General features: G+C 61.1%; 19 protein-coding genes. 8 read left to right on the top strand and 11 right to left on the bottom strand.

Annotated elements, in window-relative coordinates; genetic code table 11:
• Together KEC16_RS01035 and KEC16_RS01030 are read left to right on the top strand one after the other, a co-directional pair.
• Window positions 1–540, top strand: coding sequence for a cytochrome c oxidase assembly protein (locus tag KEC16_RS01035; protein ID WP_211545799.1), 540 nt, complete (start codon window positions 1–3; stop codon window positions 538–540).
• On the top strand, window positions 537–1,337 hold the full coding sequence (locus KEC16_RS01030) for a cytochrome c oxidase subunit 3 (protein WP_211545798.1): 801 nt from the start codon (window positions 537–539) through the stop codon (window positions 1,335–1,337). Before KEC16_RS01035 ends, KEC16_RS01030 begins: the two co-directional genes overlap by 4 nt.
• Here the strand turns inward: KEC16_RS01030 and KEC16_RS01025 are convergent.
• Both KEC16_RS01025 and KEC16_RS01020 read right to left on the bottom strand, forming a co-directional pair.
• Entirely contained in the window at window positions 1,334–1,744 is a 411-nt protein-coding gene (locus KEC16_RS01025; RefSeq protein ID WP_211545797.1) for a hypothetical protein, read from the bottom strand. The genes KEC16_RS01030 and KEC16_RS01025 overlap by 4 nt on opposite strands.
• Window positions 1,745–1,755: 11 nt before the next feature.
• Window positions 1,756–1,995 carry a hypothetical protein gene (locus KEC16_RS01020; RefSeq protein ID WP_211545796.1) on the bottom strand — a complete coding sequence of 80 codons (240 nt, stop codon included), beginning with the start codon at window positions 1,993–1,995 and terminating at the stop codon, window positions 1,756–1,758.
• Window positions 1,996–2,196: 201 nt separating this feature from the next.
• Here KEC16_RS01020 and KEC16_RS01015 point away from each other — a divergent pair, with 201 nt between their 5' ends.
• A complete protein-coding gene (locus KEC16_RS01015; protein ID WP_211545795.1) occupies window positions 2,197–2,454 on the top strand; it encodes a hypothetical protein in 258 nt (85 codons plus the stop codon).
• Window positions 2,455–2,528: 74 nt separating this feature from the next.
• On the opposite strand, the gene KEC16_RS01010 is transcribed toward KEC16_RS01015, so the two are convergent.
• From KEC16_RS01010 to KEC16_RS00990, 5 genes are all read right to left on the bottom strand, one after another.
• Window positions 2,529–3,659 (bottom strand): type III PLP-dependent enzyme, encoded by a 1,131-nt coding sequence (locus KEC16_RS01010; protein ID WP_211545794.1) that lies wholly within the window; start codon window positions 3,657–3,659, stop codon window positions 2,529–2,531.
• 549 nt (window positions 3,660–4,208) lie between these two features.
• Window positions 4,209–5,192 carry a sulfur carrier protein ThiS gene (gene thiS / locus KEC16_RS01005; protein ID WP_211545793.1) on the bottom strand — a complete coding sequence of 328 codons (984 nt, stop codon included), beginning with the start codon at window positions 5,190–5,192 and terminating at the stop codon, window positions 4,209–4,211.
• Window positions 5,193–5,272: 80 nt separating this feature from the next.
• A complete protein-coding gene (locus KEC16_RS01000; RefSeq protein WP_211545792.1) occupies window positions 5,273–6,010 on the bottom strand; it encodes a DUF748 domain-containing protein in 738 nt (245 codons plus the stop codon).
• Window positions 6,011–6,084: 74 nt separating this feature from the next.
• On the bottom strand, window positions 6,085–7,446 hold the full coding sequence (locus KEC16_RS20045; protein ID WP_211545791.1) for a sensor histidine kinase: 1,362 nt from the start codon (window positions 7,444–7,446) through the stop codon (window positions 6,085–6,087).
• Complete coding sequence (locus tag KEC16_RS00990) at window positions 7,443–8,243, bottom strand: substrate-binding domain-containing protein (protein WP_211545790.1); 801 nt, start codon at window positions 8,241–8,243, stop codon at window positions 7,443–7,445. Before KEC16_RS00990 ends, KEC16_RS20045 begins: the two co-directional genes overlap by 4 nt.
• A gap of 223 nt (window positions 8,244–8,466) precedes the next feature.
• On the opposite strand from KEC16_RS00990, the gene aroQ reads away from it, so the two are divergent.
• From aroQ to accC, 3 genes are read left to right on the top strand one after another with little or no spacing between them, the layout of a single operon-like run.
• Window positions 8,467–8,913: a type II 3-dehydroquinate dehydratase gene (gene aroQ, locus KEC16_RS00985; protein WP_211545789.1), complete on the top strand. Its 447-nt coding sequence runs from the start codon at window positions 8,467–8,469 to the stop codon at window positions 8,911–8,913.
• An 8-nt stretch (window positions 8,914–8,921) separates the two neighbouring features.
• Complete coding sequence (locus KEC16_RS00980) at window positions 8,922–9,377, top strand: acetyl-CoA carboxylase biotin carboxyl carrier protein (RefSeq protein WP_211545788.1); 456 nt, start codon at window positions 8,922–8,924, stop codon at window positions 9,375–9,377.
• 8 nt (window positions 9,378–9,385) lie between these two features.
• Complete coding sequence (accC, locus tag KEC16_RS00975) at window positions 9,386–10,729, top strand: acetyl-CoA carboxylase biotin carboxylase subunit (protein WP_211545787.1); 1,344 nt, start codon at window positions 9,386–9,388, stop codon at window positions 10,727–10,729.
• Between the two features lie 57 nt (window positions 10,730–10,786).
• On the opposite strand, the gene KEC16_RS00970 is transcribed toward accC, so the two are convergent.
• Together KEC16_RS00970 and KEC16_RS00965 are read right to left on the bottom strand one after the other, a co-directional pair.
• A complete protein-coding gene (locus KEC16_RS00970; protein ID WP_211545786.1) occupies window positions 10,787–12,277 on the bottom strand; it encodes a hypothetical protein in 1,491 nt (496 codons plus the stop codon).
• Window positions 12,278–12,553: 276 nt separating this feature from the next.
• On the bottom strand, window positions 12,554–13,777 hold the full coding sequence (locus KEC16_RS00965) for an MFS transporter (RefSeq protein WP_346343990.1): 1,224 nt from the start codon (window positions 13,775–13,777) through the stop codon (window positions 12,554–12,556).
• 110 nt (window positions 13,778–13,887) lie between these two features.
• On the opposite strand from KEC16_RS00965, the gene KEC16_RS00960 reads away from it, so the two are divergent.
• The gene (locus tag KEC16_RS00960; protein WP_249208616.1) at window positions 13,888–14,712 is read left to right on the top strand and encodes an AraC family transcriptional regulator; all 825 of its coding nucleotides are present in this window, start codon (window positions 13,888–13,890) and stop codon (window positions 14,710–14,712) included.
• A gap of 1 nt (window position 14,713) precedes the next feature.
• On the opposite strand, the gene KEC16_RS00955 is transcribed toward KEC16_RS00960, so the two are convergent.
• Both KEC16_RS00955 and KEC16_RS00950 read right to left on the bottom strand, forming a co-directional pair.
• A complete protein-coding gene (locus tag KEC16_RS00955) occupies window positions 14,714–15,721 on the bottom strand; it encodes a lysozyme inhibitor LprI family protein (RefSeq protein ID WP_211545785.1) in 1,008 nt (335 codons plus the stop codon).
• 2 nt (window positions 15,722–15,723) lie between these two features.
• Window positions 15,724–16,062 (bottom strand): ATPase inhibitor subunit zeta, encoded by a 339-nt coding sequence (locus tag KEC16_RS00950; protein WP_211545784.1) that lies wholly within the window; start codon window positions 16,060–16,062, stop codon window positions 15,724–15,726.
• Between the two features lie 83 nt (window positions 16,063–16,145).
• Between KEC16_RS00950 and aat the strand changes: the two genes are divergently transcribed.
• A complete protein-coding gene (aat, locus tag KEC16_RS00945; protein WP_211545783.1) occupies window positions 16,146–16,805 on the top strand; it encodes a leucyl/phenylalanyl-tRNA--protein transferase in 660 nt (219 codons plus the stop codon).
• Window positions 16,806–16,820 lie beyond the last annotated feature (15 nt).

Genomic DNA, 16,820 nt, shown 5'->3' with positions numbered 1-16,820 from the left:
ATGAAAAACCGCGGCCAGACCATCACGCTGATCGCCTCGCTGGGGGCGGTGGCGCTGATGGCCGGGCTGGTGGCGGCCAGCGTGCCGCTTTACAACCTGTTTTGCCGGGCAACCGGTTATGGCGGCACCACCCAAATCGCCGACCATGCCGGCACGGCCACCGGCCGCACCATCACCGTGCGCTTTGACGCCTCGCTGGCCAAGGACATGAAGTGGCGGTTTCAGCCGGAACAACGCCAGATCACCACCCATCTGGGCGAGCCGACGCTGGCGATCTTTTCCGCCACCAACCTGTCGGACAAGGCGGTTGTCGGCACCGCCACCTTCAATGTTACTCCGGCCAAGGCAGGGGTTTATTTCAACAAGATACAATGCTTCTGCTTTACCGAGCAGCGGTTGGAACCGGGACAGACCGTCGACATGCCGGTCAGCTTTTTCGTCGATCCGGCCCTGGCCGACGACGACACCACCTCGGAAGTCACCACTATCACCTTGTCCTATACCTTCTTCGACATCAGCCAAAGGCAGGGACGGTCATGAGCAACGCCCACCACCAAGCGGATCACCCCTTCCACCTGCTTAATCCCAGTCCGTGGCCGCTGGTCGCCTCTCTCGGCGCCTTCGTTCTGGCGCTGGGGGCGGTGCACTGGTTCCACGACCGGACGCAGAACACCTTGATGCTGGTTGGCTTCGCCATCGTCTTCGCCACCGCCTTCATGTGGTGGCGCGACGTGGTGCGCGAAGCCCGGCGCGATCACGCCCACACGCCGACGGTGCGCCACGGTCTGCGCCTGGGCATGGTGCTGTTCATCGCTTCGGAAGTGATGTTCTTCGCCGCTTTCTTCTGGGCCTTCTTCAATGGGGCGTCAGGCACCAATCCGTCGATCACGCAATGGCCCCCCGCCGGCATCGAGCCCTTGCATACCTGGTCCTTGCCCTTCATCAACACCCTGATCCTGCTCAGTTCCGGCGTCACCGTGAATTGGGCCCATCACGGCGTGCGCGCGGGCAAGACCCGCCAGATCGTTCTTGGCCTGCTGGCATCGGTGGGACTGGGGGCGATTTTCCTGAGCCTGCAAATGATCGAATACGGCGAGGCCACCTTTAAATTCACCGAAGGCGTCTATCCGTCGGTGTTTTATATGGCCACCGGCTTCCACGGCGTTCACGTCTTCGTCGGCATCTGCTTCCTGGCGGTTTGCGCCGTGCGCGCCGGCCTGGGCCACTTCCCCCCCGGTCAACATGTCGGCTTCGAAGCCGCCGCCTGGTATTGGCACTTCGTCGATGTGGTCTGGCTGTTCTTGTTCATCTGGGTTTACTGGTGGGGAAATAGTTAATCCCAGTCGCCGCCCATCTGGCCAGTGGTCAAATGCAGATCGCGTTCCGACACCAGACAGGCCGCCGCCCCGGCAACGGGGCGGCCGCCCAGGGGAATAGCCACGGCATTGACCATGCAGCCCTGGGAACAGATTTCGGCGCAGATATCCAACTGATTATCGAAGTTTTCCGACAAAGCCAAATCGACGTAACCGCGCATGGATTTGGTCTGGGCCTCGGAATAATGCCTCGCCGTCACCTTGCCGTATTCGGCCAGCATGCGGTCGCCGCCGATATCCGAACAGCCGCAACGCGACACCAGCCCCAAAAACCGCCCCATGCGGCTGGGATGAGCCGGCTGATCCGCTGGCGGCAAGGCGCAACCGGCGACCAAGACGACCAAGGCCAGGGAGGCAATGATCCGCATGTTCTCTCTCCCTAATAAGGGCAATCGCCCCGCCCGCACGAGCCCAAGCTTTGGCCGCGCCAAGTGTCGCAGCGCGGGCACTTGATCAGGTCGCGCACCGACTCACCGTCCTCATCGGGGGTAAAGCGCGGCTTATCGCCCCGTTCCCGCGTCACCGGGCGTTGCTTTTGCTGGGTCAGCCGTTGGGCGAAGCGAAAGCCGAACCAAATCAGCGCGATCATCGCCACGGTCAAAAGGAATTTAGCGAACATGGGGCAAGTGTGGCCCGGCCGAAGCGGCAAAGCAAGAGGCCTTGGTCACTCGCCACTTACTGCGACGCAACATTTATGATGCACTGCGAATTTTATTACAATCTTTAGGGACATGTCGAAATTCCGCACATTTTCGTGTTAGGATCGTTACCGTTGAATAGGACGATACGATATGCCATTCCACTAATACGGAGATCGGCCATGTTGTCCCTGACTGATTGCGTCGCCTTTAGCGGCCTAACCCCCGAGCAATTGGACGCCGTCGCCTGCTTCAAGCATGTGCCGCCCGTCATCGCCGCCGAATGGGCGGAAACCGTTCTTGATCAGCCCGATGGCTGCACCACGGTCGAAGCCGCGCTGGAAGCCGAAGTAAAGCTGGCCCACGACCATCATCTGGAAACCGAACCGGCGTGGGAACACGGCCTGGACGAGTTCCGCCACGATCACCCGCACGAATAAAGACGGCCAGACCGGAAAACAAACAGGGCGCAGCCTTTCGGCCGCGCCCGGATTGTTTTAACTGATCACAAAGATCAGATGAAGTAAGCCTTCAGCGGCGCAAAGCCGTTGAAGTTCACCGCCGAATAGGAGGTGGTATAGGCGCCGGTCGACAAGATGCGAACCTTATCGCCCACCTTCAGCGTCACCGGCATTTCATAACCGGCCTTTTCGTACAAGATGTCCGCCGAATCGCAGGTCGGACCGGCCAGCACGACGGGCGAGGTTTCTTCGCCGTCACGCGGGGTCTGGATGCGATACTTGATGGCTTCGTCCATGGTCTCGGCCAGGCCGCCGAACTTGCCGATATCCAGATAGACCCAACGAACGTCCTCGTCATAGGACTTCTTCGAGATCAGCACCACTTCGGCTTCCAAAATGCCGGCATCGCCGACCAGCGACCGGCCCGGCTCGATGATCATCGCCGGCAGGGCATTGCCGAAATGGTTGGTCATGGCATGCATGACGGCATCGGCATAACGCTCGACCGCCGGGATATCCGAACGGTACTTGGCCGGGAAACCGCCGCCCAAATTCATCATCTTCAGTTCGATGCCGGCTTCGTTCAGCGCGGTGAACAGCATGGCGGCCTTGCCCACCGCGATGTCCCACTGATTGAGGTCGGTCTGCTGGCTGCCGACGTGGAAGGACACGCCATAGGGGTCCATGCCCAATTCGCGCGCCTTGACCATCAGATCCTTGGCCATTTCGACTTCGCAGCCGAACTTGCGCGACAGCGGCCATTCGGCCCCGTCACAGGTCATCAGGATGCGGCAGAACACGCGCGAACCAGGGGCCGATTCGGCCAGCTTTTCCAGCTCGGCTTCGGAATCGAAAGCGTACAGGCGCACACCCTTGTCATAGGCATAGGCGATGTCCGACTGCTTCTTGATGGTGTTGCCGAACGAAATGTTGTCGGCCCGGGCGCCGCTTTCCAGGCACAGATCGATTTCACCGCGCGAGGCGACGTCGAAAGACGAGCCCAGGCCAACCAGCATGCGGATGATTTCCGGCGCCGGGTTGGCCTTCACCGCGTAATACACCTGAGCCAAGGGCAACCAGTGGCGCAGCCCCAGGTAATTGTCTCGGACCACGTCCAGGTCAACCACCACACACGGGGTGGCCGGTCGGACTTCCTCCAGAAAACGAGCGATCTTCGCGGTCATCGCGAGTACTCCCAGATGATATGGGGGCGTTGAGCCCAAATGTCAGAAAAGCGGCCCCGGCATCCCCACCGGCCAAGGCAGGGGCGTCAGGCCAAAATCAACGGCTATTCGGGAAGCCGTTAGTTCCGCCGGGAAGTACTTCGAACGTCGCACCACAGCAGGTCAAACGCCTGCAACGGCCGCAATCCGTTAGCGAAGTTGGAATAGGAGAACACCGACAGCGTTTGCCGAGCCACCACGTTCATAGCTTGATCCTCCAAGCACCGGGGTTTTAACCCGCTTGCACCCAGAAGACGCCTTGGACGTCGTTGCTTCGACCCGTTATTGGTCCGAGGCACGTGCGCTGTACGTCTCACCTGAAACCGGTATATACAGCGTTTTTCGGCCACGAAAAGTGAAAAATATCCCTACGTTGAAATTATTTTTAATATCTCAAATCAACACCAATAATTTCAATACGTTAACGCAAACTGGCCGCATACGGACCAAGAGGGAAATTGTGGTTTGGGATCCAGCGGGGACACTATTGGCAGTGCCCCCGCCGCCATGTCAGATCAAACCGGCCAAGGGCGAAGACGGGTCGGCGTACATCTTCTTGGGCATGCGCCCGGACAAATAAGCCAGACGCCCAGCCTCGACCGCCAGCTTCATGGCCCGCGCCATGCCGATGGGGTTCTTGGCGGCGGCGATGGCGGTATTCATCAAGACACCGTCACAGCCCAATTCCATGGCGAAAGCGGCATCGGACGCGGTGCCGACGCCGGCATCGACCAGCACCGGGACGCTGGCGTTTTCCTTGATCAAGCGGATGTTGATGGGATTGATGATGCCCAGGCCCGAACCGATCAGCGAGCCCAGCGGCATGATGGCGACGCAGCCCATGTCTTCCAGCATCTTGGCCTGGATGGGATCGTCGGAACAATAGACCATCACCTTAAAGCCGTCCTTGATCAGCGCCTCGGCCGCCTTCAGGGTTTCCGGCATATTGGGATACAGCGTCTTCTGGTCGCCCAGCACTTCCAGCTTGACCAGATCCCAGCCGCCGGCTTCCCGCGCCAGGCGCAGCGTGCGAACGGCATCATCGGCGGTGAAACAGCCGGCGGTGTTGGGCAGATAGGTATAGGTTTTCGGACTGACGTAATCCACCAGCATGGGCTGGCTGGGATCGGACAGATTGACGCGCCGCACGGCGACGGTGACGATTTCCGCCCCTGATTCGGCGATGGCGGCGGCGGTTTCCTCGAAATCCTTGTATTTGCCGGTGCCCACCAGCAGGCGCGAGCGGAACGTGCGCCCAGCCACCTCGAACGTATCGTTATCGACCACTTGCGCCGATCCTCCACCGATGAAATGTACGATTTCCAGCCGGTCGCCATCACCGACCATGATCTGGGCATAGGTGGATTTGGGCACGATCTCCAGATTGCGTTCCACCGCCACCTTGCGCGGATCGATCCCCAGACCCACCAATACCGCCTCGACGCTTTGCGGCCCAGCCAGGGGGCGCTCTTCGCCGTTGATCATGACTTTCATGCGACCAGTCCCATCATGGAAACAAGAGGGCCGCAGTATGGGCGGGGTTGGGCGGCGTTGCAACCGCCCAACCACCGGGGTTATTTGCCGAAAAGCCCCTTGACCGACCCGCCGACATCACCGGGAACCGCCCCCTTGAGGGTTTCGCCGACATTGCCGATGCCCATGGATTTGGTGGCGTTAAGGGCACTCTTGGTCAGGGCGTCGAGAACCTGCTTGGCCACCTCGGACGCGCTGGCGCCGCCAGACTTACGGCCAATTCCGGTCAGCACGATATCAGCAAGCGTGGCGCTGCCCTTGACGCCGGGAATGGCGGTGGCCAGGGTGACGCTCCCCTTGCTGATGGCCAAACGGTCGATGACCAGCTTCTTTTCCTCGCCCTTCGCCGCCGGGGCCGACTTATCGCCCCCGCCCGCCGTCTTGGCCGCGACATTCTTCTGGATGGCGTCGATGTTGCTGCCCCCATTGGCGCCCAGTTCATAGGTCACTTCCGGCGCGGCGACAGAAATATCCTTGATGACGATGGGATTGGCGGTAAGCGAGCCGGTATCCAAGGCCACCGAAATCGCCCCCAGCTTGAAGGCGTGGGCCGACGCGAACCCGGCCGGATTGGCGACGGTCAGGCCGGCGATGGTCGCCTTGCCCTCGGATAGCGAGATTTTGACATCGCCCACCGAAACCTTGACGCCGGCGGTCTCGGTTCCCACCGTTTCGATGACCTTCTTGACGATGCTGTCCAGGTTGGAAGCCAGAAACGCGACGCCGGCGCCGATGGCGACAACCACCAATGCCACGGCGATCAGAATGATCTTGCGCATATGCACATCCCCTTTCCCGATTGGTCCACACCCACAGTGTGGCGCAGCCGCAAGAAAGGGTAAACCCATCCTTTTTATTCAGGCTCGGGCAAGGTAAAGCAGAAACTGGCTCCACCGCCGGGGGCTTCCTCGGCCCACAACGTCCCCCCCAGCAAGAATACGGTCAGCCGCGCCGGAGCCAGACCAACGGCCATGGTTCCCGGTTCGTCATGGACCAGCAAATGAAACAAGCGGTTGGGATCACGGTTTTCCAACGCCCAACCATTGTCGGAAACCCGCACCACCCAATGGGAATCGGTACAGGTGGCCGTGACGACAATACGGTGCAAGGTGGACGGCAAACGCCAGCGCAGCGAGCTTTCGACCAGCGTCGCCAACACCGAACGCAGCCGAATTGGGTTACTGACCACCATGGGCAGGTTGTCGCTCCATTCCAGCACCGCCCCGGCTTCGTTCAGCAGCCGCGCCTCCGACGCCGCCAAATCCTCCATCAACACGCCGAGATCCAACATGGTGGTGGAAAAATCCGCTTCGCGCAGGGCCACATACGACGACAAGGCGCGCAATTGCTCTTTCATCCGGTTGATCCCGCCACGGATGAAATCCACGTATTCCTGCGCCTTTTCATCCTCGGCCCCGGTCCCGGTATGCCAGCGCAACAGCAATTGAGCGTAAGAAAGCACGGTCCGCAACGGCTCTTGCAAATGATGGGTGGTCACCTGCGCCACATGGGCGAAATCGCTGCCAGCCATTTCCAGACTGGCGGCATGTCGGGCCAATTGCCGTTGATCGAGATCGCGGGCCTTCAACTGCACCGCCAGTTCTTGCCGGGTTTCCTCCAGATCATGGACGCGGGCGGCCAATTGAGCGCCCCGGGCATCCACTTCGGCCAAGGCCCGATCAAGCCCCCGGCTCACCAGCCTGCGGCCAAAGGTCAGCAACAGCAGCATGGACACCACGCCGCCAAGGAAGGCCACCTCGACCGGGCGGACCAGACCATAAAGCGAATAGGTCACCCGCAAATCTCCGACCCGGCGGCGGCCATCGGTCACGTCGTCGTGAACATCCATGGACAGCCAGGGAAACGGCTCCCCCGGTTCGATCTCATTGATGATCTCGTTGCCGCCCAAAGAGGTCAGCACCACCCTGGTCGGGTGATGAGCGCCACCGCGCAGCGCCTCGCGCGCCAACGAGCGCATGCGCTCGCCTTCGAATTCCCAGGTTCCGATCCGGCTGGCCACATGGGTCGAAAGCCGGTCGGCGGCCATGCTGGTTCGGACCGAGGTTTCAGCCTCTAATGACCGGAACCCCATCACGATCTGCATCCCAGGAATGATCAACAGCCAAAACAGGGCAATGCACCACAGCACCAGCGAAAACAAACGCCGGACATTGGCAACCGAGCGGTGGAATTCGTCTTTGGAATCAGGAATCACGACGGAGCACCGTCGGCCGCCCGGCAGCCATTGGCGTGCAAAAGGGACACAGCCGCGGGTGAGCGGACGAAGTCGACGAAGGCCCGGCCCTGCGCAGTGCTGTTCGGGCCGAACGCCAGATAAAGGGTGGTCCAAAAGGGATAATCGGCAGCCATCCGCCCGGCGTCATGGCCCTCGAACGGCACGATTCGCAGTTTGCGACGCTCGGCGACAATCGCCGCCAAAGGGCCGAATCCGACTAACGAGGCGCCGTTTTCCACCGCGTCCATGGCGTCTTGGTCCGTGGCGGCCAGCACCGCGCCGCGCATCTGCCGCGCCGCCTCGATCAGCGGCGGCAATTCGGGGAAACGCTCCTGCAAATAAAGAACGCTGGTTTCGTTGGCGGGGCGCAACAGCGGCCGAACCTCGCCTTGGGCGAAGGGCGGCAACGTCGCTTGAAACAATCCGGGCAAATCAGCCTGCGACAAACGGATATCACGGCGACTGCCATGGGCGAAAAAGGTCCATGGCGTCCGACAAAATGCAATGCTCACGCCATCCTCGACTTCGCCCGGATTCAGCTTGCGCATGGTCACCGCCACATCCAGACGGCCGGCGGCCAGCGCCTTGATGCCCCCCGTGGTTCCCAGGCTTTCCGGAACCCACAAAGTGGTCCCGGCATGCAGACGTGCAAATTCCTCGGCCAGGACCCGACTGATCTCAAGTCCGGCACCGGTCCCGCCAATCCGCAAATTCTGGGCGGCAAGCGGACAAGTCCAGCCGACCACCAAAAGAAAAACGACAATTACCTTCCGCATGGACTATGGCTTCCCGACCGTAGACCCCCTGTGCCCCAGATTTCGATAATCGCTGTTTGTCGCGATTGAAGCAACCGTCTGTGCGTTTCAATCGTCAGCTTTACCATACAAAGGTCACAACCACCGCAACCGCCGCCCGGACGCAAAGCTGCCTTGCGTTAACAATATTTCGCGGCTGACAGGTTCGGGTTGCGCCGCCGATTGCGCGTGATATAAGGACCGAATGGCGAACCCGATTATCCTGATCGTCAACGGCCCGAACTTGAACCTGCTGGGAACACGCCAGCCGGAACTGTACGGCCATGAAACCCTGGCCGACGTGGAAGCGTCGGCACGGACGCATGCCGCGTCCTTGGGCCTGGAGATCGAGTTTCAGCAATCCAACCACGAAGGCGACCTTGTGGATTGGATTCAAGGCGCCCGCCAGCGCTGCGCCGGCATTGTCATCAACGCCGGCGCTTATACCCACACCTCGGTGGCGATCTTGGACGCGCTTTTGGCGGTTCAGGTCCCTGCGGTCGAGGTGCATTTGTCGCACATCCACCAGCGGGAAGAATTCCGCCACCACTCCTTCGTTTCCAAGGCGGCGAAGGGAATGATCTGCGGCTTTGGCAGCCACGGATACATTCTGGCGCTTGACGCGCTCGCCCGCCTGATCAGGGGAAGTTGAACAGCCCAATGGCCACCAAATCCTTCGATTCCGAACTGGTCCGTTCGCTGGCCGAACTGCTTGACCAGACCAATCTGACCGAGATCGAATACGATACCGGTTCAGTCCGCATCCGCGTTGCCCGCCAGGGTATGCCCGTGGCCATGCACCACGCGCTGCCCGCCGTGCCGGCAATGACCGCCGCCCCGACGGCGCAGCCGGCAACGATTCCCGATGACGCCGCCGGCCACCCCGGCGCGGTGACCTCGCCCATGGTTGGCGTCGCCTATCTGTCGCCGGAACCGGGCGCCGCCAAGTTCATCGAAATCGGCTCGACCGTCGCCGAAGGGCAGACGGTGATGCTGATCGAGGCGATGAAGACCTTTAATCCCATCCGTGCTCCGCGCGGCGGCAAGGTGACCCGTATTCTGGTCACCGACGGCCAGCCGGTGGAATTCGGCGAACCCCTGGTCATCGTCGAGTAAATGCCTTGATGTTCGAAAAGGTCCTGATCGCCAATCGCGGCGAAATCGCACTCCGCATCCATCGCGCCTGCCGGGAAATGGGCATTCGCACGGTTGCGGTCCATTCCACCGCCGACAACGACGCCATGCATGTCCGCCTGGCCGACGAAGCCGTCTGCATCGGTCCGCCCTCGGCCAAGGATTCGTACCTGAACAAGGCGGCGATCCTGTCGGCGGCGACCATCACCGGCGCCGACGCCATTCACCCCGGCTATGGCTTCTTGTCGGAAAACGCCGATTTCGCCCAGATGGTCGAGGAACACGGCTTCGTCTTCATCGGCCCGACCGCCGACCACATCCGCATGATGGGCGACAAGATCACCGCCAAGCAGGCGGCGGCGGCGGCGGGTCTTCCCTGCGTCCCCGGTTCGGCCGGCGCCTTGGAAACGGTCGAGGACGCGCTGGCATGCGCCGAACAGATCGGTTACCCGGTGCTGATCAAGGCCACCGCCGGCGGCGGCGGCAAGGGCATGAAGGTCGCCCGCTCGGCCGAGGAACTCAGCGAGGCCTATAAGATGGCCCGCAACGAGGCCAAGGCCGCGTTCGGCAATGCCGCCGTCTACATGGAAAAATACCTGGCCAAGCCGCGTCATATCGAAATGCAGATCCTGGCCGACAATTACGGCGCGGTGGTGCATTTGGGGGAACGCGATTGCAGCTTGCAGCGCCGCCACCAGAAGGTGCTGGAAGAAGCGCCATCGCCGGCACTGAACGATGAACAGCGCGCCCGTATCGGCGAAATCGCCCGCAAGGCCGTGCATACGCTGGGCTATCGCAACGCCGGCACCTTGGAATTCCTGTTCGAGAACGGCGAATTCTATTTCATCGAAATGAACACCCGCTTGCAGGTCGAGCATCCGATCACCGAAGCCATTACCGGCATCGATCTGGTGCGCGAACAATTACGCATCGCTGCCGGCGCCCCCTTGGGCTATACCCAGGAAGATATCCGCTTCCAAGGTCATGCCTTCGAGTGCCGCATCAATGCCGAGGATTCGCAGACCTTCATCCCCTCGCCCGGCCGCATCACCGGCTATCATGCCCCCGGCGGCTTGGGCGTGCGGGTCGATTCCGGCCTTTACGCCAATTACCGCATCCCGCCCCATTACGACAGCATGATCGCCAAGCTGATCGTGTCGGGAAATTCCCGCAACGAGGCGCTGATGCGCCTGCGCCGGGCCTTGGGCGAATACGTCATCGACGGCATCAAGACCACCCTGCCCCTGCATAACCGCTTGGTGCAGGATCAGGATTTCGTCAACGGCGATTACGATATTCACTGGTTGGAAAAATTTGTCGACCGGCATTCGTAAGGCCTGACGACGCAGCAATCGGGGGGAGGTTGGCCATGGCCGACCTCCCCCTTTGCTTTACTTGCTGGTCTTGTGCTTGAACGTCTTTTGCAGCGCCTGGGTCTGCTGGCTGCTGACCACGTCGGCGATGGACCACAAGAACTCGGTCTGCACCGTGCCGGCGAAGAACGGATCATCGCGGGCGATATAGAAATCGGTGGCATAGGCGGTCTGCGCCGTCTTGCTGAAGGCCACCGCCGCCAAGGCATGGCAGGTCATGCAATTGGTCTGCACCCCCACCGTTCCGGTCCAAGACTGGCTGCCATCGACGATGGGGCGGGTCAGGCCGAACACATTGGCGCCGAAATCGGATTCCAGATAAGGATTATAGCCGACCACCGGCTGGCCGACGCTTTTGCCGCCATTGATCGGCTGGTTGGGGCTGACCATGGCATAGGCGAAGGATCCGGCGTAATGGGCCGGCGCTCCGGTCAGTTGCGCCGGAATGGCGGCGGCGATGGCGGTCGAGCTGGGCAACGGCGGATTGGCCGGATCGGGCGTCCAGAAGAAGGTCTGCCACGTCCATTCGGTCATTTCACGGGTGCTGACATGCATGGCCATCAGCAACAAGGTGTCGCCGGCCACAACCTTTTGCGTGTTGGCCACGTCGAAGAAAGCGGCGTTCTGGGCGGTCAGCGTATAATGGACGAAGTCGCCCAAGCCATAGGTGGTGGCGGCACTGGGCCCCGAGCAACTGGGATCGACGGCGTTGGCCGTCGATGTTCCGGTGTTTTGCGTATCGACGTAAACGCAGCCGCCATTCCACGACGATTCGGGAAAGCCGTTCTTTTCAATCGTCGGGGTCACCGCCGGCGTGCCCGGCCAAGCCGGCATGACGTAATAGCGGTTCTGATAAAGCGTCTTGGCCGAGATCACCTTGTAGACCGGCTTGACCACCACCGACGGCTCCGGGAAGGCGGCGATTTCCGGCTGCTTGCTGGTATAGACCTGCTGGATCGTCGCCAGCTTGAAATAGCCGCGATCATTGATGGTCTGGCCCGAGACCGGGTCATAGGTCACCGTTTCCAGCACGCTGGTATCGGGGGTGATGCCGTTGGCCGCCTTCAATTCCGGCATGGCTTTCGGCTGCATGCTGTGCACGCCGAATTTCGACAATTGCGTCACATCCGACAGCCGCAGCTTGCGCTGGGGCGCGGTGGCCTGGAACAGCGTCTTGCCGCTGGTCTTGGACATGGCCACCAATTCCTGCTTGGTCACCCACGTCAGATAAACCGGCGCGTTTTGAATGCCGTAAACGGTCAAGGTGCTGGGGGTGGTCAGCGCGTCCCACAACCCCCATCCATGCAGATAGATGTTGGCGTTGTCGGCGGCGCTGCCACCATTGACCCAGCCCATCAAAGTGGCTTCCGGTTCGGGGAAAGCGTATCCGGGGATGGCCGGCACCGGCAAATCGGCACCCCAAATCGAGGATTCAGCCTGCGCCGCCTGGGCAGCCCCACTCAGCAGGGATGCGGCACAAATAACCCGTAAAAAATGTTTATACGGCATTTTAGCCCCCATAGATTGTTTCAGCCCCCAGGGTGTCACAACCGATCGTAGCGCTTCAACGCCAAATTTTGTATTTCCTCTAAAATAAATCGCCTGAAGGTTCTAAAGCACAAACACCGTCCAAGGCTTGCCCTGGACGGTGTTTCCGCTGAAAGCGATCCTGGCACCATATCCTGCACCGATCATCGGTGCCCTCAGGTGCCGGGTGCATCCTTCCGGGATGCTTGGCTTGGGCCTAACCAAATCCCCATGAGTTTCACTCCCCAGGATTTGGTCTTAGCCCCGTTTGGCCCGCTCCCCTTCGATCCGTGGCAGGAATACCGCCAGCAGGCCGAACATCGGCAAGAACGAACAAAGCTGATAGACGTAGTCGATACCCTTGACGTCGGCCACCTGTCCCAATACGGCGGCGCCGATGCCGGCGATGCCAAAGGCAAAGCCGAAGAACAGGCCGGCGATCATCCCCACCCGTCCGGGCACCAGTTCCTGGGCGAAGACGATGATGGCGGAAAAGGCCGAGGCCAACACCAGCCCGATGACCACGCTCAACGCCGCCGTCCACCACAAATTGGCATAAGGCAACGCCAAGGTGAAGGGCAGAACCCCCAGGATCGACCCCCAGATCACCCCCTTGCGGCCGAAACGGTCGCCAATGGGGCCGCCGGCGATGGTGCCCACCGCCACCGCCCCCAGGAACACGAACAGCAGCAATTGCGAATCCTGCACCGACACGCCGAATTTGTGCATCAGATAAAAGGTGTAATAGCTCGACAGGCTGACCATGTAGACATATTTGGAAAACACCAAGATGCCCAACACCAGCAAGGCCAAGGCCACGCGCGACCGCGGCAATTCAAGATGGACTTGGATGGTCGCCCGTTTGACCGAAGCGGCGCGATGGCGGGCATACCAGCCGCCCACCCGCCACAGCACGATCATCGCCACCATCGCCGCCAGCGAAAACCAAGCGACGCTGCCCTGCCCCCGCGGCAGGACGATAAAGGCGGCCAAGAGCGGCCCCAGGGCGGAACCGAAATTACCGCCGACCTGGAACAGCGATTGCGCCAATCCATGCCGCCCGCCCGAGGCCATGCGCGCCACCCGCGACGATTCGGGGTGAAACACCGACGAACCGATGCCGACCAAGCCGGCGGCCAGCAGCAGCAGCCAATACTGCTCTGCCACCGCCAACAGCAGCAAGCCGACCAAGGTAAACCCCATGGCTATCGCCAACGAATACGGTTGCGGCCGTTTGTCGGTATAGATGCCGACCAGCGGCTGCAACAAGGAAGCGGTGACCTGGAAGGTGAAGGTCAGCAGCCCGATCTGGCCGAAATCCAGACCGTAATTGCTTTTCAGCATCGGATAAAGCGCGGCCAGCAGCGACTGCATCATGTCGTTGAGCAGATGACAAAAGCTGATGGCCATGATCACCATAAAGGCGGTGTTGGTGGCGCCTCCGGCAGCGGAGGGAACAGCGGCGGCGGATGATTCGGACACGGGGGGCTCCTCGTTGCGACCCGGATTGGCCTGGATATTTTTATGATAGCCATTTGCAGCTAGACCTGCTTTCGTGATCCGGCCTGTTTCTTCTTCAACTGGGCCAAACCATGTGTGAAAGCGGTCAGACCGTTCCGATGGGCTATGACGGCCCGCCTTCAAGCGAACAGCATTTGCGGCGCATCGCCTGGATCGAACAGGTGGACGGGGCCATCGTGCCGCTGGCCAGCGATTACGCCGACGCCATCGTCGTGCCGCCGCATCGGCACAGCCGGTCGCAATTGCTCTATGCCGTGACCGGGATCATCACCGTCATCACTGAAACCGGACGCTGGATGGTGCCGCCCGACCATGCCCTGTGGGTGCCGGCGGGAATGGAACATTCGGTCCGCCCCCATGGCCGGGTCAGCATGCGCTCGATTTATGTCAGTCCCGACGCCGTCACTCTTCCCGCCATTTGCCGGGTGGTGGCGGTCACCGAACTGATGCACGGATTGATCGTCGAGGCGGTAAAGCTCCCCCGCCGCGTCCCCCCCGGCAGCCGTGCCGCCTTGATCATGGCCTTGGTGGCCGAGGAACTGCCGCTCTTGCCGGAACGGCCGTTAGGTTTGCCGTTGCCGGCCGAGCCCCGGCTGGCGGCATTGTGCCAAAGCTTCCTGAGCAATCCATCCCCCCACGCCACCATCGACCATTGGGCCGAACGCCTGGCCATGAGCCGCCGCACCTTCACCCGCGTCTTTCGTCGTGAAACCGGGCTGGGGCTGGCGGCGTGGCGCCAACAAGCCTGCCTGTTCGCCGCCCTGCCCCGGCTGGCCGCCGGCGAGGCGGTAACCACCGTCGCCCTGGATTTGGGCTATGACAGCGTCGCCGCCTTCACCACCATGTTCAAACGGGCATTGGGCCGCCCCCCCAGCCGCTATCTCCGCGACGGCTGAATCAGGGCAGCAATTCCTGTAATTGGGCAACGCGGTGACGGGTTTGCAGGTTCAGCATGGCCTGAGGCGCGCCCTCGGGCCGCGCCAGTTTGAAAAAGCCGATCCAGGCATCGCGGTATTTCAGCCATTGGCGCTGAACCGATTTGATGCCATCCCGAGTGGGCGTACCGGCGAATTCTTCGAAATCGCCAGCCATCACCTTTTTGTAGACCTGATTGAGGTCGCTATCGGCGGCGCTGTCGCTCAGGGCTTGGGTCAAAGCCGGGGCATTCGTCGCCACATGGTTCAAATCCTCGAGCAAAAGCTCCATCACCTCTTCTTCGGCGGCGACCACCATGGCTGCCCTGGCGGTTCCCGATTGATCGACCTCAGCGGCGCGGGAACCGGCGAACGCTTCCGCGCTTTTGATCAGCGCCTCCAGCTTATTCGCAGCCTCGGCTTGCGGCCAGCGGGCTTTGAGAGCCTTGAATTTCAGCTCTCGCCTCGCCGTGGCCATCCGCTGATCGTGGCTGGCGCAAGCGCCCATGGCGTAACCACTGGTGATGTCGTCGCACCACTCAAATTCCGCCTCGGACGAGGGGTTCCCCCGCCGGGCAAAAAGATTTTGCACCCGAGAATGAATTTCCATGGGGGCACCGCCCAAGGTGCAGGCCAAGGCGATGGCCTTGTCCAGATCGCGCGGCGTCCCCTTGCCATTGGCGTAGAGGGTCATCAGCATCATGTCGCCACCGAACATTTCGTCCGCCGCCTCACGTTGGGCGCAGGCAAAGGCCGCAGGGGCGTCACCGGGCCGGCCCATGTAATACAAGGCTTCGGAACTGCACCCGGACATGCCGCCCTGTGGGCGCTGGTCCTGTCGATGCGGATCAGGCAATGCGACCGCACGGAACTGGGCGCAAATCCGTTTGGATGCGGCCAGATCGCTATAATCTTTTTCATCGGCCCAATTGTCCGCCTGAGCCGAAATCGGCAACAGCAGCAAAAAGCCGAACAGCCTTCCGATCCGCATTCCTAGCCCTTCCCTTGTCGTTCCTGCCACGCCCGCAGTCGGCAGCGTTCCGCCACATCCCGCATCTGATCCATCGACAGGAAAATCCCATAGCCCATGAGATCGTTGCGGATCTTGGTCAACACCCAGTTTTCCGTCTCGCGCGTTTCCATCCGGGCGAAATCGGCGTCCAACAGCAATTTCACATAGGTTTGCTGGCTTTCATCGGTCAGATCGCTGAACCATTCAGCCAGCAGATGGTTGCGCCTGGCCCGCACCCAAAACGCCGCTTCGAAGCCGGCGATGAAATTGAATTGACTGGTCACGCCCTTGGCATCGACCGTGCGGACAAAATCGCCCATGCGCATTTTCCCGCTTGTTGCAGTTCCATTGGAAAATCTCACCAGACGCCATACATTTCAAAGGAAAACCACATGGGAAGACAATGCGCGCCCTGACCCCCGATATCTTGCTGCGTGCCTATGCCATGGGCCTGTTTCCCATGGCCCAGACCCGCGACGATCCAAAGCTTTATTGGATCGACCCGGACGAGCGGGGAATCCTGCCCCTGGATCGCTTTCACATTCCGCGCTCGCTGAAAAAAACGCTAAAGCAAGGCCGCTATCAAATCCGGGTGGACACCGCCTTTCGCACGGTGCTGGAAGGCTGCGCCGAAGCCAAGCAAGGGCGCGAGGAAACCTGGATCAACAACCAGATCGCCGACCTGTTTTGCCACCTGCACGCCATGGGCTTGGCCCATTCGGTGGAAAGTTGGGATGGCGACACCCTGGTCGGCGGCCTGTATGGCTTGGCCCTGGGCGGGGCCTTTTTCGGCGAAAGCATGTTCAGCCGCCGCACCGACGCGTCAAAGGTGGCGTTGGTCGATCTGGTGGCGCGGCTGAAACTGGGGGGCACCGTGCTTTTGGACACCCAATTCATCACCGACCACCTGTCCCGCTTCGGCGTGGTGGAAATCCCCCGTTATCACTACAAGGAATTATTGGCGGCGGCACTGCAACAGCCAGCGACCTTTCTGACCAATCCGGTTGATTGGAGCTATGCCCTAAGCGTTGGCCCAGAGATTGCAACCGCCCCGCTTATCTGAGCAGCTTTGGGGGCT

Origin of the sequence: Magnetospirillum sulfuroxidans (assembly GCF_018224925.1) — a bacterium.
Classification (GTDB): Bacteria; Pseudomonadota; Alphaproteobacteria; order Rhodospirillales; family Magnetospirillaceae; genus Magnetospirillum; species Magnetospirillum sulfuroxidans.
The sequence above is the reverse complement of the archived record's forward strand: the minus strand, read 5'-3'. Positions and strand labels throughout refer to the sequence as shown.

What these genes read in the sequence shown, in the direction of transcription:
- KEC16_RS01035 (WP_211545799.1), top strand. Translation starts at nt 1, where the DNA reads ATGAAAAACCGCGGCCAGACCATCACGCTGATCGCCTCGCTGGGGGCG.
- KEC16_RS01030 (WP_211545798.1), top strand. Translation starts at nt 537, where the DNA reads ATGAGCAACGCCCACCACCAAGCGGATCACCCCTTCCACCTGCTTAAT.
- KEC16_RS01025 (WP_211545797.1), bottom strand. Translation starts at nt 1,744, where the DNA reads ATGCGGATCATTGCCTCCCTGGCCTTGGTCGTCTTGGTCGCCGGTTGC.
- KEC16_RS01020 (WP_211545796.1), bottom strand. Translation starts at nt 1,995, where the DNA reads ATGTTCGCTAAATTCCTTTTGACCGTGGCGATGATCGCGCTGATTTGG.
- KEC16_RS01015 (WP_211545795.1), top strand. Translation starts at nt 2,197, where the DNA reads ATGTTGTCCCTGACTGATTGCGTCGCCTTTAGCGGCCTAACCCCCGAG.
- KEC16_RS01010 (WP_211545794.1), bottom strand. Translation starts at nt 3,659, where the DNA reads ATGACCGCGAAGATCGCTCGTTTTCTGGAGGAAGTCCGACCGGCCACC.
- thiS (WP_211545793.1), bottom strand. Translation starts at nt 5,192, where the DNA reads ATGAAAGTCATGATCAACGGCGAAGAGCGCCCCCTGGCTGGGCCGCAA.
- KEC16_RS01000 (WP_211545792.1), bottom strand. Translation starts at nt 6,010, where the DNA reads ATGCGCAAGATCATTCTGATCGCCGTGGCATTGGTGGTTGTCGCCATC.
- KEC16_RS00990 (WP_211545790.1), bottom strand. Translation starts at nt 8,243, where the DNA reads ATGCGGAAGGTAATTGTCGTTTTTCTTTTGGTGGTCGGCTGGACTTGT.
- aroQ (WP_211545789.1), top strand. Translation starts at nt 8,467, where the DNA reads ATGGCGAACCCGATTATCCTGATCGTCAACGGCCCGAACTTGAACCTG.
- KEC16_RS00980 (WP_211545788.1), top strand. Translation starts at nt 8,922, where the DNA reads ATGGCCACCAAATCCTTCGATTCCGAACTGGTCCGTTCGCTGGCCGAA.
- accC (WP_211545787.1), top strand. Translation starts at nt 9,386, where the DNA reads ATGTTCGAAAAGGTCCTGATCGCCAATCGCGGCGAAATCGCACTCCGC.
- KEC16_RS00970 (WP_211545786.1), bottom strand. Translation starts at nt 12,277, where the DNA reads ATGCCGTATAAACATTTTTTACGGGTTATTTGTGCCGCATCCCTGCTG.
- KEC16_RS00960 (WP_249208616.1), top strand. Translation starts at nt 13,888, where the DNA reads ATGTGTGAAAGCGGTCAGACCGTTCCGATGGGCTATGACGGCCCGCCT.
- KEC16_RS00955 (WP_211545785.1), bottom strand. Translation starts at nt 15,721, where the DNA reads ATGCGGATCGGAAGGCTGTTCGGCTTTTTGCTGCTGTTGCCGATTTCG.
- KEC16_RS00950 (WP_211545784.1), bottom strand. Translation starts at nt 16,062, where the DNA reads ATGGGCGATTTTGTCCGCACGGTCGATGCCAAGGGCGTGACCAGTCAA.
- aat (WP_211545783.1), top strand. Translation starts at nt 16,146, where the DNA reads ATGCGCGCCCTGACCCCCGATATCTTGCTGCGTGCCTATGCCATGGGC.